The organism is Pseudomonas sp. SK3(2021) (genome assembly GCF_016772375.1).
Classification (GTDB): domain Bacteria; phylum Pseudomonadota; class Gammaproteobacteria; order Pseudomonadales; family Pseudomonadaceae; genus Aquipseudomonas; species Aquipseudomonas chlororaphis_I.
The window spans coordinates 5414575-5439101 of the sequence record NZ_CP061943.1 but is presented as its reverse complement, the minus strand read 5'-3'; the positions used below and the strand labels follow the sequence as shown (position 1 = coordinate 5439101).

At 60.6% G+C, this 24527-nt stretch carries 27 protein-coding genes and 1 tRNA gene; 26 read left to right on the top strand and 2 right to left on the bottom strand.

What is annotated here, in order from left to right:
* The first annotated feature begins 13 nt into the window (after nucleotides 1–13).
* The gene (locus IF690_RS23950) at nucleotides 14–562 is read left to right on the top strand and encodes a carboxymuconolactone decarboxylase family protein (RefSeq protein ID WP_180922588.1); all 549 of its coding nucleotides are present in this window, start codon (nucleotides 14–16) and stop codon (nucleotides 560–562) included.
* A gap of 14 nt (nucleotides 563–576) precedes the next feature.
* Nucleotides 577–1557, top strand: a complete 981-nt coding sequence (locus tag IF690_RS23945; protein WP_202697635.1) for an aldo/keto reductase — start codon at nucleotides 577–579, stop codon at nucleotides 1555–1557.
* A 133-nt stretch (nucleotides 1558–1690) separates the two neighbouring features.
* On the opposite strand, the gene IF690_RS23940 is transcribed toward IF690_RS23945, so the two are convergent.
* Nucleotides 1691–1775: transfer RNA gene (locus IF690_RS23940), tRNA-Leu, on the bottom strand.
* A gap of 108 nt (nucleotides 1776–1883) precedes the next feature.
* Here IF690_RS23940 and queA point away from each other — a divergent pair.
* The 6 genes from queA to IF690_RS23910 all read left to right on the top strand — a co-directional run bounded on the left by queA (nucleotide 1884) and on the right by IF690_RS23910 (nucleotide 7970).
* Entirely contained in the window at nucleotides 1884–2933 is a 1050-nt protein-coding gene (queA, locus tag IF690_RS23935; protein WP_028683321.1) for a tRNA preQ1(34) S-adenosylmethionine ribosyltransferase-isomerase QueA, read from the top strand.
* Between the two features lie 14 nt (nucleotides 2934–2947).
* Nucleotides 2948–4063 (top strand): tRNA guanosine(34) transglycosylase Tgt, encoded by a 1116-nt coding sequence (gene tgt, locus IF690_RS23930; RefSeq protein WP_202701702.1) that lies wholly within the window; start codon nucleotides 2948–2950, stop codon nucleotides 4061–4063.
* 47 nt (nucleotides 4064–4110) lie between these two features.
* Nucleotides 4111–4446: a preprotein translocase subunit YajC gene (gene yajC / locus IF690_RS23925; RefSeq protein ID WP_202697634.1), complete on the top strand. Its 336-nt coding sequence runs from the start codon at nucleotides 4111–4113 to the stop codon at nucleotides 4444–4446.
* Nucleotides 4447–4508: 62 nt separating this feature from the next.
* Nucleotides 4509–6377, top strand: coding sequence for a protein translocase subunit SecD (secD, locus tag IF690_RS23920; protein WP_202697633.1), 1869 nt, complete (start codon nucleotides 4509–4511; stop codon nucleotides 6375–6377).
* Between the two features lie 9 nt (nucleotides 6378–6386).
* Nucleotides 6387–7301, top strand: a complete 915-nt coding sequence (gene secF, locus IF690_RS23915) for a protein translocase subunit SecF (RefSeq protein ID WP_202697632.1) — start codon at nucleotides 6387–6389, stop codon at nucleotides 7299–7301.
* Between the two features lie 120 nt (nucleotides 7302–7421).
* On the top strand, nucleotides 7422–7970 hold the full coding sequence (locus IF690_RS23910) for a glycine zipper 2TM domain-containing protein (RefSeq protein ID WP_023967173.1): 549 nt from the start codon (nucleotides 7422–7424) through the stop codon (nucleotides 7968–7970).
* A gap of 230 nt (nucleotides 7971–8200) precedes the next feature.
* On the opposite strand, the gene suhB is transcribed toward IF690_RS23910, so the two are convergent.
* Complete coding sequence (gene suhB / locus IF690_RS23905) at nucleotides 8201–9016, bottom strand: type III secretion system regulator SuhB (RefSeq protein ID WP_007929514.1); 816 nt, start codon at nucleotides 9014–9016, stop codon at nucleotides 8201–8203.
* A gap of 256 nt (nucleotides 9017–9272) precedes the next feature.
* Between suhB and trmJ the strand changes: the two genes are divergently transcribed.
* The 18 genes from trmJ to bamB all read left to right on the top strand — a co-directional run bounded on the left by trmJ (nucleotide 9273) and on the right by bamB (nucleotide 24492).
* On the top strand, nucleotides 9273–10052 hold the full coding sequence (gene trmJ, locus IF690_RS23900; RefSeq protein ID WP_007929516.1) for a tRNA (cytosine(32)/uridine(32)-2'-O)-methyltransferase TrmJ: 780 nt from the start codon (nucleotides 9273–9275) through the stop codon (nucleotides 10050–10052).
* Nucleotides 10045–10821, top strand: coding sequence for a serine O-acetyltransferase (gene cysE / locus IF690_RS23895; RefSeq protein WP_007929518.1), 777 nt, complete (start codon nucleotides 10045–10047; stop codon nucleotides 10819–10821). The genes trmJ and cysE overlap by 8 nt, the downstream gene beginning before the upstream one ends.
* 281 nt (nucleotides 10822–11102) lie before the next feature.
* Nucleotides 11103–11594, top strand: coding sequence for a Fe-S cluster assembly transcriptional regulator IscR (gene iscR, locus IF690_RS23890; RefSeq protein ID WP_009045442.1), 492 nt, complete (start codon nucleotides 11103–11105; stop codon nucleotides 11592–11594).
* 50 nt (nucleotides 11595–11644) lie between these two features.
* A complete protein-coding gene (locus IF690_RS23885; RefSeq protein ID WP_023967169.1) occupies nucleotides 11645–12859 on the top strand; it encodes an IscS subfamily cysteine desulfurase in 1215 nt (404 codons plus the stop codon).
* A gap of 102 nt (nucleotides 12860–12961) precedes the next feature.
* Nucleotides 12962–13348, top strand: a complete 387-nt coding sequence (gene iscU / locus IF690_RS23880; RefSeq protein WP_007929523.1) for a Fe-S cluster assembly scaffold IscU — start codon at nucleotides 12962–12964, stop codon at nucleotides 13346–13348.
* Nucleotides 13349–13395: 47 nt separating this feature from the next.
* Nucleotides 13396–13719: an iron-sulfur cluster assembly protein IscA gene (iscA, locus tag IF690_RS23875; RefSeq protein ID WP_007929524.1), complete on the top strand. Its 324-nt coding sequence runs from the start codon at nucleotides 13396–13398 to the stop codon at nucleotides 13717–13719.
* 8 nt (nucleotides 13720–13727) lie between these two features.
* On the top strand, nucleotides 13728–14249 hold the full coding sequence (hscB, locus tag IF690_RS23870; protein ID WP_202701700.1) for a co-chaperone HscB: 522 nt from the start codon (nucleotides 13728–13730) through the stop codon (nucleotides 14247–14249).
* Between the two features lie 51 nt (nucleotides 14250–14300).
* Entirely contained in the window at nucleotides 14301–16163 is a 1863-nt protein-coding gene (gene hscA / locus IF690_RS23865; RefSeq protein WP_202697631.1) for a Fe-S protein assembly chaperone HscA, read from the top strand.
* Between the two features lie 3 nt (nucleotides 16164–16166).
* Nucleotides 16167–16508 (top strand): ISC system 2Fe-2S type ferredoxin, encoded by a 342-nt coding sequence (gene fdx, locus IF690_RS23860; protein WP_202697630.1) that lies wholly within the window; start codon nucleotides 16167–16169, stop codon nucleotides 16506–16508.
* A gap of 14 nt (nucleotides 16509–16522) precedes the next feature.
* A complete protein-coding gene (gene iscX / locus IF690_RS23855; RefSeq protein ID WP_007929528.1) occupies nucleotides 16523–16723 on the top strand; it encodes a Fe-S cluster assembly protein IscX in 201 nt (66 codons plus the stop codon).
* Nucleotides 16724–16817: 94 nt separating this feature from the next.
* Nucleotides 16818–17243: a nucleoside-diphosphate kinase gene (gene ndk, locus IF690_RS23850; RefSeq protein WP_202697629.1), complete on the top strand. Its 426-nt coding sequence runs from the start codon at nucleotides 16818–16820 to the stop codon at nucleotides 17241–17243.
* A gap of 29 nt (nucleotides 17244–17272) precedes the next feature.
* Nucleotides 17273–18421, top strand: coding sequence for a dual-specificity RNA methyltransferase RlmN (gene rlmN, locus IF690_RS23845; protein WP_007929531.1), 1149 nt, complete (start codon nucleotides 17273–17275; stop codon nucleotides 18419–18421).
* A gap of 12 nt (nucleotides 18422–18433) precedes the next feature.
* The gene (gene pilW / locus IF690_RS23840) at nucleotides 18434–19192 is read left to right on the top strand and encodes a type IV pilus biogenesis/stability protein PilW (protein ID WP_202697628.1); all 759 of its coding nucleotides are present in this window, start codon (nucleotides 18434–18436) and stop codon (nucleotides 19190–19192) included.
* Nucleotides 19192–20226: a RodZ domain-containing protein gene (locus IF690_RS23835; protein WP_202697627.1), complete on the top strand. Its 1035-nt coding sequence runs from the start codon at nucleotides 19192–19194 to the stop codon at nucleotides 20224–20226. Before pilW ends, IF690_RS23835 begins: the two co-directional genes overlap by 1 nt.
* Nucleotides 20227–20229: 3 nt before the next feature.
* On the top strand, nucleotides 20230–21339 hold the full coding sequence (ispG, locus tag IF690_RS23830) for a flavodoxin-dependent (E)-4-hydroxy-3-methylbut-2-enyl-diphosphate synthase (RefSeq protein ID WP_007929536.1): 1110 nt from the start codon (nucleotides 20230–20232) through the stop codon (nucleotides 21337–21339).
* Nucleotides 21340–21376: 37 nt separating this feature from the next.
* Nucleotides 21377–22666, top strand: a complete 1290-nt coding sequence (gene hisS, locus IF690_RS23825; RefSeq protein WP_009050637.1) for a histidine--tRNA ligase — start codon at nucleotides 21377–21379, stop codon at nucleotides 22664–22666.
* A gap of 40 nt (nucleotides 22667–22706) precedes the next feature.
* Nucleotides 22707–23348, top strand: a complete 642-nt coding sequence (locus tag IF690_RS23820; protein WP_202697626.1) for a tetratricopeptide repeat protein — start codon at nucleotides 22707–22709, stop codon at nucleotides 23346–23348.
* Entirely contained in the window at nucleotides 23341–24492 is a 1152-nt protein-coding gene (gene bamB / locus IF690_RS23815) for an outer membrane protein assembly factor BamB (protein ID WP_009050636.1), read from the top strand. Before IF690_RS23820 ends, bamB begins: the two co-directional genes overlap by 8 nt.
* The last annotated feature ends 35 nt before the right edge of the window (nucleotides 24493–24527 follow it).

Below are 24527 nucleotides of genomic sequence, written 5' to 3'. Positions count from 1 at the left end.
CAAGGTATCTGACATGAGTAAAAATCGAGTCGAGTTAACTTCCCCTGCCGATATGACTCCCGAGCAACTGGAGGTCTATGCCCGGTTTCCTTCCAACCTGACCCGCTCGCTGCTGCTTACCAAAGGCTCTGCGGGGCCACATCTGACCCTGGGCGGGTCATTCACGGTCGGGCTGATCTCGTTCCTGGAGCGTGAGGTTCTGGTGATGCGCGTGGCCAAGTTGCTGGAGAGTGCCTTTGAGCGACTGATTCACTACCCGCTGGCGATCAAGGCCGGTTTGACCGAGAGCGAAATCGACGATATCGAGCACGGTCGTTATGAGCGCATGGAGCCCAAGCGCGTTGCGCTGCTGGTGTACGTGTCCGAATGCACCCTGGAGCACAAGGCAAGCGCCGAGGCGTTCTGGGCGCTGCGCGAGTTCTATTCGCAGAATGAAGTGGCCGAGATCACTCATCTGGCCGGCCACTGCGCCATGACTGCCATGTACCTGGCCAGTCTCGATGTTCCTCTGGATGAGTCGGAAACTTCCTGGGACAAGCTGGTGGCTCGCGATCCCACCTGAGGGAGGAGGCGTCGATGTTGTATACCAAGCTGGGACGCAGCGGATTGAAGGTCTCCAGGCTGGCCTTGGGGTGCATGAGCTTTGGCGAGTCTGCGCGGGGTACCCATGCCTGGACCCTGGGGGCGGAGGAAAGCGAACGGATTCTGGGCAGGGCCCTGGACCTCGGGATCAACTTCCTCGATACGGCGAATATCTACTCCCAGGGATCGAGCGAAGAAATCCTCGGCAACGCCTTGTTCAAGCTCAAGGCTCGCCATGAGGTGGTGCTGGCGACCAAGGTCTATGAGGCCATGACTGACGGTCCTTTGTCGGGAGGGCTTTCGCGGCAGGCGATCTTTCGCGAAGTCGACGCCAGCCTGAAGCGCTTGCGCACGGACTATATCGATCTGTACATCGTTCACAGGTGGGACTATCAGACCCCCATCCTGGAGACGATGGAGGCGCTGCATGATTTGGTGAAGATGGGGAAGGTCCGCTACATAGGTGCCTCGTCGATGCATGCCTGGCAGTTCGTCAAGGCACAGTACCTGGCCACGCTCAATGGCTGGACGCGTTTTGTCAGCATGCAAAGCCACTACAACCTGCTCAACCGCGAGGAAGAGCGGGAGATGCAGCCCTACTGTGTCGACGAGGGGGTTGGCCTGACACCGTGGAGTCCGCTGGCCAGGGGCAAGCTGGCGCGGGTCGGCGAGGGTGGTTCGCCGCGTGCCGATAGCGACAAGGTGCAGTCCTGGCTGTACCAGTCGGCACAGGACAGCGATCGGCAGATCATTGCCGTGGTCGAGGCGATTGCCCGCGAGCGGGGTGTGACCAAGGCCCAGGTAGCGTTGGCCTGGCTGCTCAGGCAGCCGGCCGTGGCGTCACCGATCATTGGTGTGACCCGCCTGGAACAGTTGGACGATCTGCTCGGTTCGCTGGATCTTGAACTGGAGGCTGAGGAGCTTGCGCGTCTGGCTGCGCCTTACACGCCGCATGCTGCGCCCGAGTATGTGTAGCCCGGTTGATTGAAGAGCTGTCGCCAACCTCCCGGACAGGGGGTGGCGGCATTGCTCCAGAAAGCAGAAAGCCCGCAATCAGCGGGCTTTCGGGTTGTTGCATAGTCATCATGGGATGGCTACTTGTTGCGTTTGGTGCCCCGAGGGAGACTCGAACTCCCACTTCTCTCGAAAACGGATTTTGAATCCGCCGCGTCTACCAATTCCGCCATCAGGGCTCAATGGCGGCGAAGTATAGAGAGCTGCCTACCGTTGGTCAATCAGGTTTCATGGTCAATTTTGGCTATTTCCGCTAAACTTTCCGGCCCTGCTAGACGAACCCCATCATGCGTGTTGCTGACTTTACCTTCGAGCTCCCTGATTCGCTGATCGCCCGCCATCCCCTGGCCGAGCGTCGCGCGAGTCGCCTGCTGACCCTGGATGGGGTCACCGGCGCCCTGGCCCACCGTCAATTCACTGATTTGCTTGAGCATTTGCGCCCGGGCGACTTGATGGTGTTCAACAATACCCGGGTGATCCCGGCGCGCCTGTTTGGCCAGAAAGCCTCCGGCGGCAAGCTGGAAATCCTGGTGGAACGGGTGCTCGACAGCCACCGTGTGCTGGCCCATGTGCGCTCCAGCAAGTCGCCGAAACCGGGTTCGAAGATCCTGATCGAAGGCGGCGGCGAGGCTGAGATGCTGGCCCGTCACGACACCTTGTTCGAGCTGGGGTTCGCCGAGGAAGTGCTACCGCTGCTTGAGCGCGTCGGCCATATGCCGTTGCCTCCTTATATCGACCGCCCGGACGAAGACTCGGACCGCGAGCGTTATCAGACCGTGTATTCCGAGCGCCTGGGCGCCGTGGCGGCGCCGACCGCGGGGCTGCACTTCGACCAGCCGCTGCTGGAGGCGATTGCCGCCAAGGGCGTCGAGACCGCATTCGTGACCCTGCATGTCGGCGCCGGGACCTTCCAGCCGGTACGGGTCGAGCGCATCGAAGACCACCATATGCACAACGAATGGCTGGAAGTCAGCCAGGACGTGGTGGATGCGGTGGCCGCCTGCCGGGCGCGCGGCGGTCGGGTGGTGGCGGTGGGGACCACCAGCGTGCGTTCCCTGGAAAGCGCGGCGCGCGATGGCGTGCTCAAGCCGTTCAGCGGCGACACCGACATCTTTATCTACCCGGGCCGGCCGTTCCATGTGGTCGATGCCCTGGTCACCAACTTCCATTTGCCCGAATCCACGCTGTTGATGCTGGTTTCGGCGTTCGCCGGTTATCCCGAAGCCATGGCTGCCTACAAGGCCGCCGTCGAGCATGGATACCGCTTTTTCAGCTACGGTGATGCGATGTTCATCACCCGCAATCCCGCGCCACGCGGCCCTGAGGAAACAGCATGAGTCGCACCTGTCGTATGTCTTTCGAGCTGCTCGCCACCGACGGCAAGGCTCGTCGCGGTCGTCTGACCTTCCCCCGTGGCACCGTGGAAACCCCGGCCTTCATGCCGGTGGGCACCTACGGCACGGTCAAGGGCATGCTGCCGCGGGACATCGTCGCCACCGGCGCCGAAATCATCCTGGGCAATACCTTCCACCTGTGGCTGCGCCCGGGCACCGAAGTGATCAAGAAGCACGGCGACCTGCATGACTTCATGCAGTGGAAAGGCCCGATCCTCACTGACTCCGGCGGTTTCCAGGTGTTCAGCCTGGGCGCCATGCGCAAGATCAAGGAGGAGGGCGTGACCTTCGCCTCGCCGGTCGATGGCGCCAAGGTCTTCATGGGCCCGGAAGAGTCGATGCAGGTCCAGCGCGACCTGGGTTCGGACATCGTGATGATCTTCGACGAATGCACCCCGTACCCGGCCGACGAAGACGTCGCGCGGGTGTCCATGGAGCTGTCGCTGCGCTGGGCCCAGCGCTCGAAGAATGCCCATGGCGACAACACGGCGGCGCTGTTCGGCATTGTCCAGGGCGGCATGCACCAGGACCTGCGCATGCGCTCCCTGGAAGGCCTGGACAAGATCGGCTTCGACGGCCTGGCCATTGGTGGCCTGTCGGTGGGCGAGCCCAAGCACGAGATGATCAAGGTGCTGGAGTACCTGCCAGGCCAGATGCCAGCAGACAAACCTCGTTACCTTATGGGTGTTGGCAAGCCGGAAGATCTGGTTGAGGGTGTGCGCCGCGGTGTGGACATGTTCGATTGCGTGATGCCAACCCGTAATGCCCGCAATGGGCACCTGTTCATTGACACTGGCGTGCTGAAGATCCGCAACGCGTTCCATCGCCATGATGATTCGCCGCTGGATCCGACCTGCGATTGCTATACCTGCCAGAACTTCTCCCGTGCTTATCTGCATCATCTGGACAAGTGCGGCGAAATGCTGGGGAGCATGCTCAATACCATCCATAATTTGCGTCATTACCAACGTCTTATGGCTGGTTTGCGCGAGGCTATTCAACAGGGTACATTGGCCGCCTTTGTCGATTCCTTCTATGCCAAACGCGGGTTGCCCGTGCCGCCTTTAGAATAAGTTCTAAAGACGTTTAGACCCACTTTTGCAATTATCCGGAGTGTTACATGAGCTTTTTTATCTCGACTGCAATGGCTGATGCTGCTGCACCTGCTGCTGGCCCCGCTGGCACTGGCTTTGAGTGGATTTTCCTGGTCGGTTTCCTGGTCATCTTCTACCTGATGATCTGGCGTCCGCAGGCCAAGCGCGCCAAAGAGCAAAAGAACCTGCTGGGCAGCCTGCAGAAAGGTGACGAAGTTGTGACTACTGGCGGTATCGCCGGCAAGATCACCAAAGTGACCGACGACTTCGTAGTGCTGGAAGTTTCCGACACTGTCGAGATGAAGTTCCAGAAAGGCGCTATCGCTGCCACGCTGCCAAAAGGCACGCTGAAGGCGATCTAAGTTTCATCTTTTACCAATCGACGGGGCGCGCAAGGCGCCCCGCTTCATAAACGGGCGGCGTGATGCTGAACAAATACCCTCTGTGGAAATACGTACTGATCCTGGCGGTGCTGGCGATCGGTTTTATTTATTCCGCTCCCAATCTATACCCTGATGATCCGGCCATTCAGGTCAGCGGCGCGAGCACCGCGTTGCAGGTCACTCAGGCGGACCTGGATCGTGCGAGCAAAGCGCTCACCGACGCCGGGATCAACGTCAAGGCAGCGACCATCGCGGCCAAAGGCAAGGGCGGCCTGCTGCGCCTGACCAAGCAGGAAGACCAGCTTCCAGCCAAGGACGTCGTGCGCAAGGCCCTGGGTGACGACTATGTCGTTGCATTGAACCTGGCACAAACCACCCCGCAATGGCTGCGCAACCTCGGCGCGCATCCGATGAAGCTGGGCCTGGACTTGTCCGGTGGTGTGCACTTCCTGCTGGAAGTGGACATGGAAAAAGCCCTCGACGCACGCCTGAAAGTCTACGAAGGCGATGTGAAGAGCCTGCTGCGTAAAGAGCGCCTGCGCTATCGCAGCCTGCCGCAACTCAACGGTGCCATTCAACTGGGCTTCAGCGACGAAGCGGCCCGTGAACAGGCCCGTGCGCTGATCCGCAAGAACTTCAACGATTTCGACATTGTTCCGGCCGACCTCAATGGTCAGGCGGTGCTGCGTCTGGCGATGACCCCGGCCAAGCTGGCGGAAATCCGTGAATATTCCATCAAGCAGAACTTGACCACGGTACGTAACCGCGTCAACGAGCTGGGTGTTGCCGAGCCTCTGGTTCAGCGCCAGGGCGCCAACCGTATCGTGGTTGAGCTGCCGGGCGTGCAGGACACTGCTGAAGCCAAGCGTATCTTGGGCAAGACGGCCAACCTTGAATTCCGTCTGGCCGCCGAGCCGGGCGCTTCGAAAGCCACTTCCGAGTCTTTCGAGTTCCGTGAAGGCAATCGTCCTCCTGCGCTGATCGAGCGTGGCCTGATCATCACGGGTGACCAGGTGACCGACGCCCAGGCGGGCTTCGACGAACACGGTCGACCACAGGTGAACATCAAGCTCGATGGCCATGGCGGCGAGCTGATGAGCCGTTCGACCCGCAGTAACGTCGGTCGCAGCATGGCGGTGATCTTCATCGAGCAGAAGCCGACCACCACTTACACCAAGCAAGTGGTCGACGGTGTCGAGAAAGACGTCGCGGTGCAGAGCTTCAAGGAAGAGAAGAAGATCATCAGCCTGGCGACCATCCAGTCGCCGCTGGGTAGCCAGTTCCGCATCACCGGCCTGAACGGCCAGGGCGAGTCCTCCGAGCTGGCGCTGCTGCTGCGTGCCGGTGGTCTGGCCGCGCCTATGTACTTCGCCGAAGAGCGCACCATCGGTCCGAGCCTGGGTGCCGACAACATCACCAAGGGTATCGATGCGTCGCTGTGGGGCATGCTGTTCGTGTCGCTGTTCATCATCGCCATCTACCGTTTCTTCGGCGTCATCGCCACTGTGGCGCTGGGGCTGAACATGGTGCTGCTGCTGGCCCTGATGTCCTTGCTGGGGGCTACGCTGACCCTGCCGGGTATCGCCGGTATCGTGCTGACCATGGGTATGGCGGTGGACGCCAACGTACTGATCTTCTCGCGCATACGTGAAGAGATCGCCGCCGGCATGACCGTGCAGCGGGCAATCAACGAAGGCTTCGGCCGGGCATTCACCGCGATTCTCGACTCCAACCTGACCACATTGCTGGTCGGCGGGATTCTCTTTGCCATGGGCACCGGCCCGGTCAAAGGCTTTGCGGTGACCATGTCCCTCGGGATCTTTACCTCGATGTTCACGGCCATCTGGCTGACCCGCGCGATGGTCAACCTGATCTTCGGCGGTCGTGACTTCAAGAAGTTGTGGATTTAAGGGGCTGCCATGTTACGTACTATCAACTTCATGGGCGTCCGCAACGTTGCGTTCGGCGTCACTTTGCTCCTGACCGTTCTGGCACTGTTCAGCTGGTTCCACAAGGGGTTGAACTACGGCCTGGACTTTACCGGCGGTACGCTCATCGAGCTGACCTATGAGCGTCCGGCGGATGTGATGAAGGTTCGTGCTCAGTTGAGCGAATCCGGTTATCACGAAGCGGTCGTGCAAAGCTTCGGTGCCACCACCGACCTGTTGGTGCGGATGCCGGGTGAAGACCCGCAACTGGGTCACCAGGTGGCAGAGGCGCTGCAGAAGACTGGCGGCGACAACCCGGCGCAGGTCAAGCGCGTCGAGTTCGTCGGCCCGCAGGTCGGTGAAGAGCTGCGCGACCAGGGCGGCCTCGGCATGCTGATGGCGCTGGGCGGTATCCTGATCTACCTGGCCTTCCGCTTTCAGTGGAAGTTCGCGGTCGGCGCCATCGTCTCGCTGATCCACGACGTGGTGGTGACCGTGGGTATCCTGTCGTTCTTCCAGATCACCTTCGACCTGACGGTGCTGGCGGCGGTACTGGCGATCATCGGTTACTCGCTCAACGACACCATCGTGGTGTTCGACCGGGTGCGTGAGAACTTCCGCGTGCTGCGCAAGGCCAGCCTGATCGAGAACATCAACATCTCGACCACCCAGACCCTGTTGCGCACCATGGCGACTTCGATCTCCACCCTGCTGGCGATCGCGGCGCTGCTGTTCTTCGGTGGCGACAACCTGTGGGGCTTCTCCATCGCGTTGTTCGTGGGTGTTCTGGCGGGTACCTACTCGTCGATCTACATTGCCAACGTGGTGCTGATCTGGCTGAACCTGAGCAGCGAGGACCTGATTCCTCCGGCCAATACCGAGAAGGAAGTCGACGACCGTCCATAACGGTTTCCGCTTCCTGGCAGGCAGTCGAAAAGGCGCGAGCATTGAACTCGCGCCTTTTTTTATGCTCCAAGGCAGGGAGAAGCGCGGGCTTGTCCCGCTTGTGATGGTCAGGAGGTTCACGTGAACAAGTCGATGCTGGTTGGTGCGGTATTAGGTGCCGTCGCTGTGACTGCTGGGGGGGCTGTTGCCACCTACAAGCTGGTCAATAGTGGCCCTGAGTATGCGCAGGTGCTGGCAGTTCAGCCGGTCAAACAACAGATCAAAACACCGCGTGAAGTATGCAAGGACGTCACCGTGACCCGTCAGGCTCCGGTGAAGGATCAACATCAGATCGCCGGTACGGTGGTCGGTGCACTGGCCGGTGGCCTTCTGGGTAACCAGATCGGCGGCGGTACAGGCAAGAAGATCGCCACGGTCGCCGGTGCGGTCGGCGGTGGTTACGCTGGTAACAAGGTGCAGGAAGGCATGCAGGAGCGTGATACCTACACCACGACTCAGACTCGCTGCAACACGGTCAACGACATCAGCGAAAAGGTCGTGGGTTATGACGTGAAGTACGAGCTGAACGGCAAGCAAGGCCAGGTGCGTATGGATCGTGATCCAGGCAGCCAGATTCCGGTCAACAAGGAAGGTCAGCTGATCCTGGGCCAGAACGTACCAGCGCAATAGGCGTTTGAGCGCCAATCATGAAAAAGCACCCTGCGGGGTGCTTTTTTATTGCCTGGAGCTTGGGTTTGCTTCTGTAGCGAGGCTTGCCCGCGATAGCTTCAACTCCGAATGAGGCTGATACAGCGCGGCGCCAGGTCGCGGGCAAGTCTCGTTCCTGCAGGGGGAGTGGTTTCCAACAAATCCCAGGCATAAAAAAAGCACCCCGCAGGGTGCTTTCTGGTCGCTGGCGCTTAGCGCTTCAGCGAAGCCGGCAGGTGCGGCTGGATGGCGGTGAGGACTGCCTTGAAGCATTTGGTGTTGCCGGCAACCACATGGCCTTTTTCCAGGAAGTCGTGACCGCCGGTGAAGTCGCTCACCAGGCCGCCGGCTTCTTGGATCAGCAGGGCGCCCGCAGCCATGTCCCACTCGGACAGGCCCGACTCCCAGAAGGCGTCGAAACGGCCGGCGGCCACGTAGGCCAGGTCCAGGCTGGCGGCGCCAGCGCGGCGGATGCCGGCGGTCTGGCCGACCAGGGCGCGGAACATGCCCAGGTAGTTGTCGAGGTTGTCCATCTGGTCGTCACGGAACGGGAAGCCGGTACCCAGCAGGGCGCCGTCCAGGCTGGTACGGCCGCTGACGCGCAGGCGACGACCGTTCAGTTGTGCGCCGCGACCACGGCTGGCGGTGAATTCTTCCTGGCGCACCGGGTCCAGGACCACGGCGTGTTCCAGGCGACCACGGTATTTGCAGGCAATGCTGACAGCGAAATGAGGAATGCCGCGCAGGAAGTTGGTGGTGCCGTCCAGTGGATCGATGATCCACAGGTAGTCTTCGCCTTCGCCGCTGCCAGCGTGCAGACCGGTTTCTTCACCGAGAATGCCGTGAGTCGGATAGGCCTTGCGCAATGCGTCGATGATCTTCTGCTCGGCGGCGCGATCAACTTCGGATACGTAGTCTTTGGCGTCTTTTTCGTCGACCTTGATGGTATCCAGGCGCTCGATGGAGCGGAAAATCAGTTCACTGGCGCTGCGGGCGGCGCGCAGCGCGATATTCAGCATTGGCTGCATGGATAGGTCACCTAAGGTTGTTAAAGAAAGCCGAGCATTCTAGCAGAAAACTTTTGCAGATGAAGGTCGACATTCGCTCCGCTTGCCTCGTACTGTCGCTCGACCCCATAAAAACGCGGACATTTTGACGAGTGGCAGTCTGTCTGGCGTTGGCCGGCTTCTATAAAGTGCCAGCCAGAAGCGGTTATTTTTGAGGCGGGAGCGCTGGCTGTTCTGTAAGATTTGCTCCCCTTTCCCGTGTCCGAGAGCGCCTCCCTTGCTGCAGAACATTCGTGTCGTCCTGGTCAATACCAGTCATCCCGGAAACATCGGCGGGGCTGCGCGTGCCATGAAGAACATGGGGCTGTCGCGGCTGGTGCTGGTCGAGCCGCGGATTTTCCCGTCCCATGAGGCCGATGCGCGCGCATCCGGCGCTACTGACATTCTTGAAAACGCTCAGGTCGTCGCCACCCTGGAAGATGCCCTGGCCGGCTGCACCCTGGTATTCGGCACCAGTGCTCGTGATCGACGTATTCCCTGGCCATTGCTCGATCCCCGTGAGTCCGGGGTCAAGGTCGTGCAAGAGGCGGGGCAGGGCGCCGAAATTGCCCTGGTATTCGGTCGTGAAGATTCCGGCCTGACCAATGACGAGCTGCAGCGATGTCATTTTCACGTGCATATCCCTTCGGATCCGGAGTTCAGCTCGCTGAACCTGGCGACGGCGGTGCAGGTGCTGGCCTATGAAGTGCGTATGTCCTGGCTGGCGGCCGAAGGTCAGCCGAGCAAGGTCGAGAAGGATGAAGTGGCGTCGCCGCGCAGTGATGAGCTGGCGACCATGGACGAGCTGGAGCGGTTCTACGAGCATCTGGAACAGACGCTGGTGGCCATCGATTTCCTCGATCCGGAAAAACCACGGCACTTGATGGCGCGCCTGCGCCGGTTGTACGGACGCAGCTCGGTAAGCCGGGCGGAAATGAATATTTTGCGTGGCATCCTCACGGAGACCCAGAAAGCGGCCCGTGGCGAGCTCCTTAAGCGGAAGAATGATGATGTTTGAGCGTTTGCGTGAAGATATCCAGAGTGTTTTTCATCGTGACCCGGCAGCGCGTAACGCGTTCGAGGTCCTGACCTGCTACCCGGGCATGCACGCCATCTGGATTCATCGCCTGTCCGGTGCGTTGTGGGGCATGGGCTGGAAGTGGCTGGCGCGTCTGGTGTCGAACTTCGGGCGCTGGTTGACCGGGATCGAGATTCACCCGGGGGCCAAGGTCGGTCGCCGTTTCTTTATCGACCACGGCATGGGCATCGTCATTGGCGAAACCGCCGAGATCGGTGATGACGTCACCCTCTATCAGGGCGTGACCCTGGGCGGCACCAGCTGGAACAAGGGCAAGCGTCATCCGACCCTGGAAGATGGCGTGGTGGTGGGGGCGGGCGCCAAGGTGCTGGGCCCGTTCACCGTGGGCGCGGGAGCCAAGGTCGGTTCCAATGCGGTGGTGACCAAGGCAGTGCCGGCAGGTGCCACGGTGGTGGGTATTCCCGGGCGCATCATCGTGAAGTCCGATGACGAGCAGGAAGCCAAGCGCAAGGCCATGGCCGAGAAGCTCGGTTTCGACGCCTATGGGGTCAGCGAGGACATGCCGGACCCGGTGGCGCGAGCCATTGGCCAGTTGCTAGATCACCTGCAGGCTGTCGATGGGCGCCTGGAGGGTATGTGTGGGGCCTTGAAGGATCTGGGCAGCAACTACTGCGCCAAGGATCTGCCGGCACTGCGCGATGAGGACTTCGCAGGCGTCAAGGACAAGGGCGACAGTCAGGTCGGCTGAGTCTTTGGGGGCTGATGGTCTATCGCGAGCAAGCTCGCTCCTGCAAAAAAGCGAGGTAGCCTTTGTGGGAGCGAGCTTGCTCGCGATAACGCCCGAAAGGGCGCGGGCGACCCATCAGTCACCCGTCAAATCCAGGGCGTGCCATTACCTCGCAGACTTTGCTATGATTCGCGCGCTCTTTTGCGGGTAAACCTGACTAAAGTAGTAGGTCTTATAGTTGACTTAATTACTCGGGAATTGCATACTCGCTCCCATCCCGAAACACTCCGTGGTACTTGTCCATGCGACTGACTACAAAAGGCCGATACGCGGTAACTGCCATGCTTGACCTGGCGTTGCACGCGCAACATGGGCCGGTGTCCCTGGCCGATATCTCTGAGCGCCAAGGCATCTCCCTGTCCTATCTCGAACAGCTCTTCGCCAAGCTGCGCCGCAGCAATCTGGTGTCCAGCGTGCGTGGTCCAGGCGGTGGCTACCAGCTGTCGCGTGACATGCAAGGCATTCAGGTGGCCCAGGTGATCGATGCGGTGAACGAGTCGGTCGATGCAACCAAATGCCAGGGCCAGGGCGATTGCCATTCCGGCGACACCTGTCTGACCCACCACCTGTGGTGCGATCTGAGCCTGCAGATTCACGAATTTCTGAGCGGTATCAGCTTGGCTGACCTTGTGACTCGCCGTGAGGTGCAAGAAGTAGCCCAGCGTCAGGATCAGCGCCGCTGTAATGGCAAGGCGCAGCACCTGGACAAGATTGAAGCGTCCGCCGTCGAATGACAGCCAAAGAGCTAGCGGCACGCCAGCCAGCCTGATTTAGGAGAGAGTCCATGAAATTGCCGATTTACCTTGATTACTCAGCGACCACCCCGGTTGATCCGCGTGTCGCGCAAAAGATGAGTGAATGCCTGCTGGTCGACGGAAACTTCGGTAACCCGGCGTCCCGCTCCCACGTGTTCGGCTGGAAGGCCGAAGAGTCGGTGGAAAATGCCCGTCGCCAAGTGGCTGACCTGGTCAACGCCGACCCGCGTGAAATCGTCTGGACCTCCGGTGCCACCGAGTCCGACAACCTGGCAATCAAGGGCGTCGCGCATTTCTACCACACCAAGGGCAAGCACCTGGTCACCTCGAAGATCGAGCACAAGGCTGTCCTGGACACCATGCGTCAACTTGAGCGTGAAGGCTTCGAAGTCACTTACATCGAGCCAGGCGAAGACGGCCTGATCACGCCAGCCATGGTCGAAGCCGCCCTGCGCGACGACACCATCCTGGTGTCGATCATGCACGTGAACAACGAAATCGGCACCATCAACGACATCGCCGCCATCGGCGAGCTGACTCGTTCCAAAGGCATTCTGTTCCACGTCGACGCGGCTCAGTCCACCGGCAAGGTCGACATCGACCTGCAGGCGCTGAAAGTCGACCTGATGTCCTTCTCTGCCCACAAGACCTACGGTCCTAAGGGCATCGGTGCACTGTACGTCAGCCGCAAGCCGCGGGTTCGCCTCGAGGCGACCATGCACGGCGGCGGTCACGAGCGCGGCATGCGTTCCGGCACCCTGGCCACCCACCAGATCGTTGGCATGGGCGAAGCTTTCCGTGTAGCCAAGGAAGACATGGCTGCCGAAAACCTGCGCATCAAGGCGTTGAGCGACCGCTTCTACAAGCAGGTCGAGCACCTGGAAGAGCTGTACATCAACGGCAGCATGACGGCTCGTGTACCGCACAACCTGAACCTGAGCTTCAACTACGTCGAAGGCGAGTCGCTGATCATGGCGCTCAAGGACCTGGCGGTTTCCTCCGGTTCGGCCTGCACCTCGGCTTCGCTGGAGCCTTCGTACGTGCTGCGCGCCCTGGGCCGCAACGACGAACTGGCACACAGCTCGATCCGCTTCACCTTCGGCCGCTTCACCACCGAAGAAGAAATCGATTATGCCGCGCAGAAAGTCTGCGAGGCCGTGACCAAGCTGCGCGCTCTGTCGCCGCTGTGGGACATGTACAAAGACGGCGTCGATATCTCGAAGATCGAGTGGGCGGCACACTAAATATAGAAGCCGCCAGGTACAGCTCCTGTAGCGACGCGGCGACTGACGCAGGCGTAACTACAGGGGCTCAAGAGCGGCCCTGATGAGTGAGGATTAAGAATCATGGCTTACAGCGAAAAGGTCATCGACCACTACGAGAACCCGCGCAACGTCGGCAAGATGAACGCGGAAGATCCTGATGTCGGCACCGGCATGGTCGGCGCTCCGGCGTGCGGCGACGTGATGCGCCTGCAGATCAAGGTCAACGAGCAGGGCATCATCGAAGACGCCAAGTTCAAGACCTACGGTTGCGGTTCGGCTATCGCCTCCAGCTCCCTGGCTACCGAGTGGATGAAGGGCAAGACTCTGGATGAAGCCGAGACCATCAAGAACACTCAGCTGGCTGAAGAGCTGGCCCTGCCGCCAGTGAAAATCCACTGCTCGGTACTCGCCGAAGACGCCATCAAGGCTGCCGTTCGCGACTACAAGCAGAAGAAAGGCCTGATCTGATTTAGCGGATCAGCTTTCACAGATTGAGCGAAAAGTAAGGAGTCACGATGGCTATCAGCATGACAGAAGCGGCTGCTCAACACGTGCGGCGCTCCCTCAACGGGCGCGGCAAAGGTGATGGGATTCGTCTGGGTGTTCGCACCACGGGCTGTTCCGGCCTTGCCTATGTCCTGGAGTTCGTCGACGAGATCGGTGAAGACGATCAGGTGTTCGAGAGTCATGGCGAGAAAGTGATCATTGATCCGAAAAGCCTGACCTACCTGGATGGCACCGAACTGGACTTCGTCAAGGAAGGGTTGAACGAGGGCTTCAAGTTCAACAACCCCAACGTGCGCGGTGAATGTGGCTGCGGCGAAAGCTTCAACATCTGAGGCTGCTCGTGGGTACTCCTTGTCATTTCGCTTTATTTGAGCTGAAACCGAGCTTCCGCCTGGATCTCGAGCAGCTAGCCACGCGCTACCGTGAGTTGGCGCGTGCCGTTCATCCGGACCGCTTCGCTGATGCTTCCGAGCGTGAGCAGCGGCTGGCGCTGGAGCAATCCGCCAGCCTCAACGAGGCCTACCAGACCCTCAAGAGCCCTCCCAAGCGCGCGCGATACCTGCTCGCCATGAGCGGCCATGAGCTGCCGCTGGAGGTCACGGTGCACGATCCGGAGTTCCTTCTGCAGCAGATGCAGTGGCGCGAAGAGCTCGAGGATCTGCAGGACGAGGCCGACCTGGCCGGTATTGCAGTCTTCAAGCGCCGCCTGAAAGTGGCCCAGGATGAATTGAACGAAAGCTTCGCAGCCTGTTGGGATGATGCTGCGCAACGCGAACAGGCCGAACGCCTGATGCGGCGCATGCAGTTCCTCGACAAGCTCACCTACGAAGTGCGCCAGTTAGAAGAGCGCCTCGACGATTAACCCAGTGCCGCTCCGGTCGCACGCCTGATATACAGATAAGTCCAGATAAACATGGCCCTACTGCAGATCGCCGAACCCGGCCAAAGTCCTCAACCGCACCAGCGTCGCCTGGCTGTGGGGATCGACTTGGGTACTACCAATTCGCTGGTCGCTGCCTTGCGCAGTGGTCTTTCCGAGCCACTGGCCGACGCCAACGGGCAGGTCATCCTGCCGTCTGCCGTGCGTTATCACGCCGACCGTGTCGAGGTGGGCGAGTCCGCCAGGCTGGCGGCGTCTGCCGATCCCCTGAACACTGTGCTGTCGGTCAAGCGCTTGATGGGGCGTGGTCTGTCCGACGTCAAGCAGTTGGGCGAGCAGCTGCCGTACCGTTTCGTCGACGGCGAGTCGCACATGCCGTTCATCGACACCATCCAGGGCCCGAAAAGCCCGGTGGAGGTCTCCGCCGACATCCTCAAGGTATTGCGCCAGCGCGCCGAGTCGACCCTGGGTGGTGAGCTGGTGGGGGCGGTGATCACCGTTCCGGCCTATTTCGACGATGCGCAGCGTCAAGCAACCAAGGATGCGGCCAAGCTGGCCGGTCTCAACGTGTTGCGTCTGCTCAACGAGCCAACTGCGGCGGCCGTGGCCTATGGTCTGGACCAGCATGCCGAAGGCGTGGTGGCCATTTATGACCTGGGAGGCGGGACCTTCGATATTTCCATTCTGCGCCTGACCGGCGGCGTCTTCGAAGTGCTGGCCACCGGTGGCGACAGCGCCCTGGGCGGCGACGATTTCGATCATGCAATTGCAGGCTGGATCATCGAGAACGCCGGCTTGTCCGCCGATCTCGATCCGGGTAAGCAGCGCAATCTGTTGCAAATCGCCTGCGCCGCCAAGGAAGCGCTCACCAGTGCCCCATCGGTCGACGTGACCTATGGCGCCTGGTCGGCGCTGCTGACCCGCGAAGCCTTCGATGCCCTGATCGAGCCGATGGTGGCGCGCAGCCTCAAGGCTTGCCGTCGCGCCGTGCGTGATTCCAATGTCGAGCTGGAAGATGTCCAGGCGGTGGTCATGGTCGGTGGTTCGACCCGCGTTCCACGGGTTCGCGAAGCCGTCGCCGAAATGTTCGGTCGCCAGCCCCTGACCGAAATCGACCCGGATCAGGTGGTGGCCATTGGTGCTGCGATCCAGGCCGATACCCTGGCCGGCAACAAACGCGATGGTGGCGAACTGCTGCTGCTTGATGTGATTCCACTGTCCCTGGGGTTGGAAACCATGGGTGGGCTGATGGAGAAGGTGATTCCACGCAATACCACCATTCCGGTCGCCCGTGCCCAGGACTTCACCACTTACAAAGATGGCCAGTCGGCCATGATGATTCATGTATTGCAGGGCGAACGCGAGCTGATCAGCGACTGCCGCTCCCTGGCGCGTTTCGAGTTGCGCGGCATTCCGGCCATGGTCGCCGGTGCGGCGAAGATCCGCGTGACCTTCCAGGTCGATGCCGACGGTCTGCTGAGCGTGTCCGCTCGCGAGCTGGGCTCGGGCGTCGAAGCCAGCATCCAGGTCAAGCCATCCTACGGCCTGACCGACGGCGAAATCGCCAGGATGCTCAAGGATTCCTTCCAGTACGCCAGCGACGACAAGGTCGCCCGCGTGCTGCGCGAGCAGCAGGTCGATGCCCAGCGCCTGATCGAAGCGGTGCAGGGGGCTCTGGAGGTGGACGGCGAGCGTCTGCTGGATGCCGAAGAGCGCATGGTCATCGAGCTGCAGATGCAGGAATTGAGTGAATTGATGCGTGGCACCGATGGTTATGCCATCGAGCAGCAGACCAAGCGTCTGTCGCAAGTGACCGATGCTTTTGCTGCCCGCCGCCTGGACTCGACGGTGAAAGCCGCTCTGGCGGGGCGCAACCTGAATGAAATCGAGGAATAACTGATGCCGCAGATCATTTTTCTGCCACACGCCGTGTTTTGCCCGGAGGGCCTGGTTGTAGAGGCTGCACCGGGTACCTCGATTCTCGAAGTGGCGCATGACAACCACATCGAGATCGAGAGCGCCTGCGGCGGCGTCTGTGCCTGCACCACCTGCCACTGCATCATTCGCGAGGGTTTCGACTCGCTGAACGAAGCCGACGAGCTGGAAGAAGACCTGCTGGACAAGGCCTGGGGCCTGGAGGCGCAATCGCGTCTATCCTGTCAGGCGATCGTCGGCGAGGAAGACCTGACCGTCGAAATTCCGAAATACTCGCTCAACCATGCGGCCGAAGCGCCGCACTGATTCAAGGAATCCTCATGAGTCTGAAATGGGTTGATGTGCTGGAAATCGCGATCCAGCTGGCTGAGTCCAAGCCGGATGTGGATCCGCGGTACGTAAACTTTGTCGATCTGCACCAATGGGTTCTGGCGCTGCCGGAATTCAGCGACGATCCGGCTCGCGGTGGCGAGAAGGTTCTTGAAGCCATTCAGGCCGCCTGGATCGAAGAAGCAGACTGAGTCTGTCCCGTACGCAGTTAGGCAATCCCTATAAACCCGCGTATAATTCGCGGGTTTAATTTTTCGCTTTAATCACCGTTTCTGGAGTTACACCATGGCTGTTCAACGTACTTTCTCCATCATCAAGCCTGACGCTGTTGCAAAAAACGTCATCGGCGAGATCATTACCCGTTTCGAAAAAGCTGGCCTGCGCGTTGTAGCTTCGAAAATGAAGCAACTGTCGAAAGCCGAAGCTGAAGGCTTCTACGCTGAGCACAGTGCTCGTGGTTTCTTCGGCGAACTGGTTGCTTTCATGACTTCCGGTCCGGTTGTCGTTCAGGTGCTGGAAGGCGAGAACGCTATCGCTCTGAACCGTGAGCTGATGGGCGCTACCAACCCTAAAGAAGCTGCTGCCGGCACTATCCGCGCTGACTTCGCTGAATCCATCGACGCCAACGCCGTTCACGGTTCGGACTCCGAAGCCGCTGCTGCACGCGAAATCGCTTACTTCTTCGCTTCCACCGAAGTGACCACTCGCTAAGCCAAAGGCCCGTGAGTGAAGGTGAAACCATGACTACATCGACTGGCAAAACTAACCTGTTGGGTCTGACTCAACCGGAAATGGAAAAATTCTTCGACTCAATCGGGGAGAAGCGTTTCCGTGCCGGTCAGGTAATGAAATGGATTCACCACTTTGGCGTCGATGATTTCGACGCCATGACGAACGTCGGCAAGGCCTTGCGCGAAAAGCTCAAGGCCGTTGCCGAAATTCGTGGTCCGGAAGTGGTCAGCGAGGACATCTCCAGCGACGGCACCCGCAAGTGGGTGGTGCGCGTGGCGTCCGGCAGCTGCGTCGAGACCGTTTACATTCCCCAGGGCAAACGCGGCACCTTGTGCGTTTCGTCCCAGGCAGGCTGTGCCCTGGACTGCAGCTTCTGCTCCACCGGCAAGCAAGGCTTCAATAGCAACCTCACCGCCGCCGAAGTCATCGGCCAGGTGTGGATTGCCAACAAATCCTTTGGCAGCGTCCCGGCGACCGTCGACCGTGCCATCACCAACGTGGTGATGATGGGCATGGGTGAGCCGCTGTTGAACTTCGACAACGTCATCTCGGCCATGCACCTGATGATGGACGACCTGGGCTACGGCATCTCCAAGCGCCGCGTGACCCTGTCGACCTCCGGCGTGGTACCGATGATCGATGAGCTGGCCAAGCACATCGACGTCTCCCTGGCGTTGTCCCTGCACGCACCGAACGATGCGCTGCGCAACCAGCTGGTACCGATCAACAAGAAGTACCCGCTGAAAATGCTGCTCGAATCCTGCCAGCGCTACATGTCGTCGCTGGGCGAGAAACGTGTGCTGACGATTGAGTACACGCTGCTCAAGGACGTCAATGATAAGGTTGAACACGCTGTCGAGATGATCGCGTTGCTCAAGGACATTCCTTGCAAGATCAACCTGATCCCGTTCAACCCGTTCCCGCATTCCGGTTACGAGCGGCCGAGCAACAACGCCATTCGCCGGTTCCAGGATCAACTGCATCACGCAGGCTTCAACGTCACCGTGCGCACCACGCGCGGCGAAGACATCGATGCGGCCTGTGGCCAACTGGTCGGGCAGGTGCTGGATCGCACCCGTCGTAGCGAACGTTATATCGCCGTGCGCGAGTTGAGCGCCGACGCCGATATGCCGCAAAGCGCTGCGAACCGTACCTGAGAGAGGATCTCCATGACCTTGCGCGTCGCGCTGCTTCTGCTTTTTGTCAGCCTGTCGGCTGGCTGTGTTCTTTCGGGGGATTTCAACCCGATGAAGACAAGCAAGGGGCGGGACGAGGCGCGTGAGGCCTATGTCCAGCTGGGCCTGGGGTATCTGCAGCAAGGCATGACCGAGCGGGCGAAAGTGCCGCTGAAAAAAGCCCTGGAACTGGATGAGTCCGACGCTGACGCCAATGCCGCCCTGGCGCTGGTGTTCCAGGCTGAAATGGAACCCGAGCTGGCTGACCAGCATTACCGCAAGGCCCTGGCTGCGCGTCCCTCCGATGCCCGTATCCTGAACAACTACGGCAGCTTTCTCTTTGAAGAAAAACGTTACAAGGATGCTTATCAGCGCTTTGAACAGGCGGCTGCTGATACCCTGTACCCCGAGCGATCCCGAGTGTTCGAGAACCTTGGCATGACCGCCGTGATGCTGGGTGACCGGGACCTGGCCCGGCAACACCTGGAAAAAGCCCTGCGCCTGAACCGCCAGCAGCCGCGTGCGTTGCTGGAAATGGCTGAGTTGTCCTTCGAAGACAGGCATTATGTGCCCGCGCGCGACTATTACGATCGTTTTAGCCTGCTTAGCGAGCAAAATGCACGTAGTCTATTGCTCGGCGTTCGGCTGGCAACGGTGTTCGAAGATCGCGACAAGGCCGCCAGTTATGGCCTGCAATTAAAACGACTCTATCCCGGTACGCCGGAATATCAGCAATACCTGTCGGAGCAATGATGAAAGCGGCGCATCCCGAAGTTCTAGCAGCGACTCGCGTCAACCCCGGTGAGACCCTGCGCCAGGCCCGCGAAAGCAATGGTTGGTCGCTGGCTGAAGTGGCCCTCAAGCTCAATCTGACCGCCAGCTCGTTGAGCAACCTGGAAGCCGGTGCTTTCGACAAGCTGCCGGGGCATACCTTCGCCCGTGGTTATATTCGTGCCTATGCCAAGTTGCTGGGGATGGACCAGGCCGTTCTGGTCCAGGCCTTCGACCAATACACGGGCACCGATTCCCAGGGCAGCAATGTGCACAGCCTGGGCCGTATCGAAGAGCCGGTACGGGTTTCCCACACCATTTTGCGCATCGTCAGCCTGTTGCTGCTGATCGCGGTGATCGGCGGCGGCTTTATCTGGTGGCAGGATCAGACCTCGGTACGCACCAAGGAAGTGGTTGGCCTCAATCAGGAACATGTCGAAGTCGAAGGGGCCGACGGCACCACGCAGATTCATCCGATCGACGAGCCGGAAGACCAGGCGGTCGTGGAAGGTCAGACCGAGGGCGAAACCGCCCTGGCCCTGCCTGAAGCCCCGGCTCCAGGCCCGACCCAGGCGGATTCTACAGCCCCTGTGCCAAGCGTTCCGGCTGCCGCACCTGTTGCTCCAGTTGCTCCGGCACCCGCAGTTGTGGCACCGGCAGCACCCGCGTCGAGCGCTCCGGTCGCGCCTGCCCCTGTAGTGCCTGCGGTCGCGGCAGCGACTACTCCAGTTGCCCCGGCAGCTCCAACTGCCCCTGTCGCCGCGCCTGTAGCCGGCGCGGGTCAGGTACAGATCCAGTTCACAGCCGATTGCTGGACCCAGATCACCGATGGCAGCGGTAAAGTGCTGTTGAGTGGCCTGAAGCGCAAGGGCGAGACCGCCGATGTTTCCGGCAAGCCGCCATTTGCCGTGCGCCTGGGTTATGCCCGTGGCGCACAGGTCAGCTACAACGGACAAGCGGTCGATGTGGCTCCGTTCACCAGTGGCGAGACTGCTCGCCTGAAGTTAGGTCAATAAGTCATGCACGGCGAATCTCCAATCAAACGTCGCGAGTCCCGCAAGATCTGGGTCGGCTCGGTACCCGTGGGTGGCGATGCCCCCATTGCCGTGCAGAGCATGACCAACAGCGACACCAACGATGTGGCGGCCACTGTGGCCCAGATCAATCGTCTGGAAGCCGCCGGCGTCGATATCGTGCGGGTTTCCGTACCGGACATGGACGCGGCCGAAGCCTTCGGCCGTATCAAGCAGCAGGTCAAGGTGCCGCTGGTTGCCGACATCCACTTCGACTACAAGATCGCCTTGCGCGTGGCCGAACTGGGCGTCGACTGCCTGCGGATCAACCCCGGCAACATCGGTCGTGAAGACCGCGTGCGTGCGGTGGTGGACGCGGCCCGGGATCGCGGGATCCCGATCCGTATCGGCGTCAACGCCGGTTCCCTGGAAAAGGACCTGCAGAAGAAATATGGCGAGCCCACCCCGGCTGCATTGGTGGAGTCTGCCCTGCGTCACGTCGAGCACCTCGAGCGCCTGAATTTCAAGGACTTCAAGGTCAGCGTGAAAGCCTCCGACGTGTTCATGGCCGTCGAGGCCTACCGTCTGCTGGCCAAGGAAATCATCCAGCCGCTGCACCTGGGTATCACCGAAGCCGGCGGTTTGCGTTCAGGCACGGTGAAATCCGCCGTGGGCCTCGGTATGCTGCTGGCCGAAGGGATTGGCGATACTATTCGCATCTCGTTGGCGGCCGACCCGGTCGAAGAAGTGAAAGTCGGCTACGACATTCTCAAGTCCCTGCATCTGCGTTCCCGTGGCATCAACTTCATCGCCTGCCCGAGCTGCTCGCGGCAGAACTTCGATGTGGTCAAGACCATGAACGAACTGGAAGGGCGTCTCGAGGATCTGCTGGTGCCGCTGGACGTGGCGGTCATCGGTTGTGTGGTCAACGGTCCGGGAGAAGCCAAAGAGGCGCATATCGGCCTGACCGGCGGGACGCCGAACCTGATTTACATCGACGGCAAGCCGTCGCAGAAACTGACGAATGACAATCTTGTGGATCAACTGGAAAAGCTGATCCGCGAGAAGGCGGCCGAAAAGGTCGAAGCCGATGCAGCGCTGATCGCGCGCGGCTGAGCCCGACTGAAGAGCCGAACGAATTTAAGGATTTATAGTGAGCAAGTCTCTGCAAGCCATTCGTGGCATGAACGACATCCTGCCCGAGCAGACGCCCCTGTGGCGCTATTTCGAGGGCACCGTCGCACGTTTGCTGGATAACTACGGTTACAAGCAGATCCGTATGCCGATCGTCGAGTTCACCGAGTTGTTCAAGCGTTCCATCGGTGAAGTGACCGACATCGTCGAAAAAGAGATGTACACCTTCGACGACCGCAACGGCGACTCCCTGACCCTGCGTCCGGAAGGCACCGCGGCGTGCGTGCGCGCTGTGCTCGAGCATGGCATCACCGGCGGTGGCCAGGTGCAGAAACTCTGGTACATCGGCCCGATGTTCCGTCACGAGCGTCCGCAGAAAGGCCGTTATCGCCAGTTCCACCAGATCGGTTGCGAGGTCTTCAACCTCGACGGTCCGGACATCGACGCCGAACTGATCGTGCTGACCTGGCGCCTGTGGGGCGAGCTGGGCATCCGTGATGCGGTCAAGCTCGAACTGAACAGCCTGGGGACCGCCGAAGCCCGTGCACGTTATCGCGATGCGCTGGTGACGTTCCTCTCGGCGCGCATGGACAGCCTGGACGAAGACAGCCAGCGCCGCCTGAAAACCAACCCGCTGCGCGTGCTCGACACCAAGAACCCGGACACTCAAGCCGTACTGGTGGACGCGCCGAAGCTGGCCGACTACCTGGACGAAGAGTCCCGCGTGCACTTCGAAGGCCTCAAGGCCCGTCTGGATGCCGCCGGTATCCCTTATGTGATCAACCCGAAGCTGGTGCGCGGGCTGGACTACTACAGCAAGACCGTTTTCGAATGGGTCACCGACAAGCTCGGCGCCCAGGGCACCGTTTGTGCCGGCGGCCGTTACGACGGCCTGGTCGAGCAGATGGGCGGCAAGCCGACCCCGGGTGTCGGTTTTGCCATGGGGATCGAGCGTCTGGTACTGCTGCTGGAAACCCTGGAGCAGATCCCGGAAGAAATCTCGCGCCAGGTCGACGTTTACCTCTGCGCCTTCGGGGAGGCCGCCGAACTGGCCGCACTGGCGCTGAGTGAACGTGTTCGTGATCAACTGCCGAACCTGCGCCTGCAGATCAACGCCGGCGCCGGTAGCTTCAAGAGCCAGTTCAAGAAGGCCGACAAGAGCGGTGCGTTGTACGCACTGATCCTCGGTGACGACGAACTGGCCCAGCAAGTGGTAGGTTTCAAACCCCTGCGTGGCCAGGGCGAACAACAAAGCATTGCCTGGGATGCGCTCGCTGCACACCTGGCCACCTGCGTCGTGCAGGGTTGAAGCTGTCAAACAGCCGATTTAGCGAATAAGGAGTATTGGGGTGTCGAGTACCGAAGATGAACAGCTGGCGGATTTGAAGGACTGGTGGCAGCGTAACGGCAAACCCCTGGTCACCGGCGGCCTGTTGGCGCTGGTCATCGTGTTCGGCTGGCAGGCCTGGCACAAGTATCAGAGCAATCAGTCGCAAGGCGCCTCGATGCTCTATCAGCAATTGCTGGAGACCACGCTGACGCCTGATGGCAAGCCGGATGCAGCCCGTGTCGCAGACCTGGCCGGCAAGCTCAACAGCGAGTTCGGTGGTACTGCCTACGCGCAATACGGCAGCCTGTTCGTCGCCAAGGTGGCGGTCGATACCGGCAAGCTGGACGACGCAGCGACCGAACTCAAGGCTATCGCCGACAAGCCGGCCAACCCGACGCTGGGTGAGATCGCCCGCCAGCGCCTGGCCCAGGTCCTGGCGGCGCAGAACAAGGCCGACGAAGCACTGAAGCTGCTCGAAGGCGATGCCGACAAGGCATTCCTGGCCACTCGCGAAGAGCTCAAGGGCGACCTGCTGGTCCAGTTGGGCCGTACCGACGAAGCCCATGCAGCGTACGAAAAAGCCAAGGCCGCGCTGTCCGATGAAGCGGCAGTCGGTGGCCTACAAATCAAGCTGGACGACCTGGCCAAAGGGGATGCGTGACGTGATCCGTTGGAAACATGCAGCATTGCTGGCTCTGGCCGTTCTGGCCGCGGGTTGCAGCAGCAACAGCAAGAAAGAATTGCCACCTGCCGAACTGGTCGACTTCAAAGAAGAAGTGGTCTTGCAGAAACAGTGGAGCCGTTCGGTCGGTGACGGCCAGGGCGAAACCTACAACATGCTGGTTCCGGCGATCGACGGCAGCACCATCTACGCCGCCGACGTCACTGGCGTGGTAGAGGCGCTGGATCGCATGAACGGCGACGTCAAGTGGAAACAGGACCTGGAGTTGCCTGTGTCCGGTGCCGTTGGCGTGGGCTACGGCCTGGTCATGATCGGTACCCTCAAGGGTGAAGTAGTCGCTCTGGATGCTTCGAGCGGCGAAGAGAAGTGGCGCGCGCGGGTGACCAGTGAAGTACTGGCTCCTCCGTCCACCAATGGCGATGTGGTTGTGGTCCAGACCCAGGATGACCGTGTGATCGGCCTCGACGCCGCCACCGGCAACCAGATGTGGGTCTATGACAGCACCCCGGCGGTACTGACCCTGCGTGGCACCAGCGCGCCAATCACCACCAACCGCCTGGCGGTCGCCGGTCTGTCGACCGGTAAAGTGGTGGCCCTGGATATCCGCAACGGCGTGCCGGTGTGGGAACAGCGCGTGGCCATTCCGCAAGGCCGTTCCGAACTGGATCGTGTGGTCGACATCGACGGTGGCCTGCTGTTGTCCGGCGGCACCCTGTATGTCGCCAGCTACCAGGGTCGCGTAGCGGCGCTGGACCTGGAAAGCGGTCGTCCGCTCTGGCAGCGCGATGCTTCCAGCTATGCGGGTGTCGCTCAAGGTTTCGGCAGCGTCTATGTGAGCCTGTCTTCCGGCACAGTCGAAAGCGTCGACGAGCGTTCCACCACTGCACTGTGGAGCAACGACTCGCTGGCCCGCCGTCAACTGTCGGCCCCGGAAGTCTTCTCCAGCTACGTGGCGGTCGGTGACCTGGAAGGTTACCTGCACCTGCTGAGCCAGGTGGACGGTCGCTTCGTTGGCCGTGAGCGTATCGACAGCGATGGTCTGCGTGCGCGTCCGCTGGTGGTGGGCAACATGATTTATGTGTATGGCAACAGCGGCAAACTGGAAGCCCTGACCATCAAGTAATGGTTTGACTATGCTTGGGGTTGATCCCCAAGCGG

What these genes read in the sequence shown, in the direction of transcription:
- IF690_RS23950 (WP_180922588.1), top strand. Translation starts at nt 14, where the DNA reads ATGAGTAAAAATCGAGTCGAGTTAACTTCCCCTGCCGATATGACTCCC.
- IF690_RS23945 (WP_202697635.1), top strand. Translation starts at nt 577, where the DNA reads ATGTTGTATACCAAGCTGGGACGCAGCGGATTGAAGGTCTCCAGGCTG.
- queA (WP_028683321.1), top strand. Translation starts at nt 1,884, where the DNA reads ATGCGTGTTGCTGACTTTACCTTCGAGCTCCCTGATTCGCTGATCGCC.
- tgt (WP_202701702.1), top strand. Translation starts at nt 2,948, where the DNA reads ATGTCTTTCGAGCTGCTCGCCACCGACGGCAAGGCTCGTCGCGGTCGT.
- yajC (WP_202697634.1), top strand. Translation starts at nt 4,111, where the DNA reads ATGAGCTTTTTTATCTCGACTGCAATGGCTGATGCTGCTGCACCTGCT.
- secD (WP_202697633.1), top strand. Translation starts at nt 4,509, where the DNA reads ATGCTGAACAAATACCCTCTGTGGAAATACGTACTGATCCTGGCGGTG.
- secF (WP_202697632.1), top strand. Translation starts at nt 6,387, where the DNA reads ATGTTACGTACTATCAACTTCATGGGCGTCCGCAACGTTGCGTTCGGC.
- suhB (WP_007929514.1), bottom strand. Translation starts at nt 9,016, where the DNA reads ATGCAGCCAATGCTGAATATCGCGCTGCGCGCCGCCCGCAGCGCCAGT.
- cysE (WP_007929518.1), top strand. Translation starts at nt 10,045, where the DNA reads ATGTTTGAGCGTTTGCGTGAAGATATCCAGAGTGTTTTTCATCGTGAC.
- iscR (WP_009045442.1), top strand. Translation starts at nt 11,103, where the DNA reads ATGCGACTGACTACAAAAGGCCGATACGCGGTAACTGCCATGCTTGAC.
- IF690_RS23885 (WP_023967169.1), top strand. Translation starts at nt 11,645, where the DNA reads ATGAAATTGCCGATTTACCTTGATTACTCAGCGACCACCCCGGTTGAT.
- iscU (WP_007929523.1), top strand. Translation starts at nt 12,962, where the DNA reads ATGGCTTACAGCGAAAAGGTCATCGACCACTACGAGAACCCGCGCAAC.
- iscA (WP_007929524.1), top strand. Translation starts at nt 13,396, where the DNA reads ATGGCTATCAGCATGACAGAAGCGGCTGCTCAACACGTGCGGCGCTCC.
- hscA (WP_202697631.1), top strand. Translation starts at nt 14,301, where the DNA reads ATGGCCCTACTGCAGATCGCCGAACCCGGCCAAAGTCCTCAACCGCAC.
- fdx (WP_202697630.1), top strand. Translation starts at nt 16,167, where the DNA reads ATGCCGCAGATCATTTTTCTGCCACACGCCGTGTTTTGCCCGGAGGGC.
- iscX (WP_007929528.1), top strand. Translation starts at nt 16,523, where the DNA reads ATGAGTCTGAAATGGGTTGATGTGCTGGAAATCGCGATCCAGCTGGCT.
- ndk (WP_202697629.1), top strand. Translation starts at nt 16,818, where the DNA reads ATGGCTGTTCAACGTACTTTCTCCATCATCAAGCCTGACGCTGTTGCA.
- rlmN (WP_007929531.1), top strand. Translation starts at nt 17,273, where the DNA reads ATGACTACATCGACTGGCAAAACTAACCTGTTGGGTCTGACTCAACCG.
- pilW (WP_202697628.1), top strand. Translation starts at nt 18,434, where the DNA reads ATGACCTTGCGCGTCGCGCTGCTTCTGCTTTTTGTCAGCCTGTCGGCT.
- IF690_RS23835 (WP_202697627.1), top strand. Translation starts at nt 19,192, where the DNA reads ATGAAAGCGGCGCATCCCGAAGTTCTAGCAGCGACTCGCGTCAACCCC.
- ispG (WP_007929536.1), top strand. Translation starts at nt 20,230, where the DNA reads ATGCACGGCGAATCTCCAATCAAACGTCGCGAGTCCCGCAAGATCTGG.
- bamB (WP_009050636.1), top strand. Translation starts at nt 23,341, where the DNA reads ATGCGTGACGTGATCCGTTGGAAACATGCAGCATTGCTGGCTCTGGCC.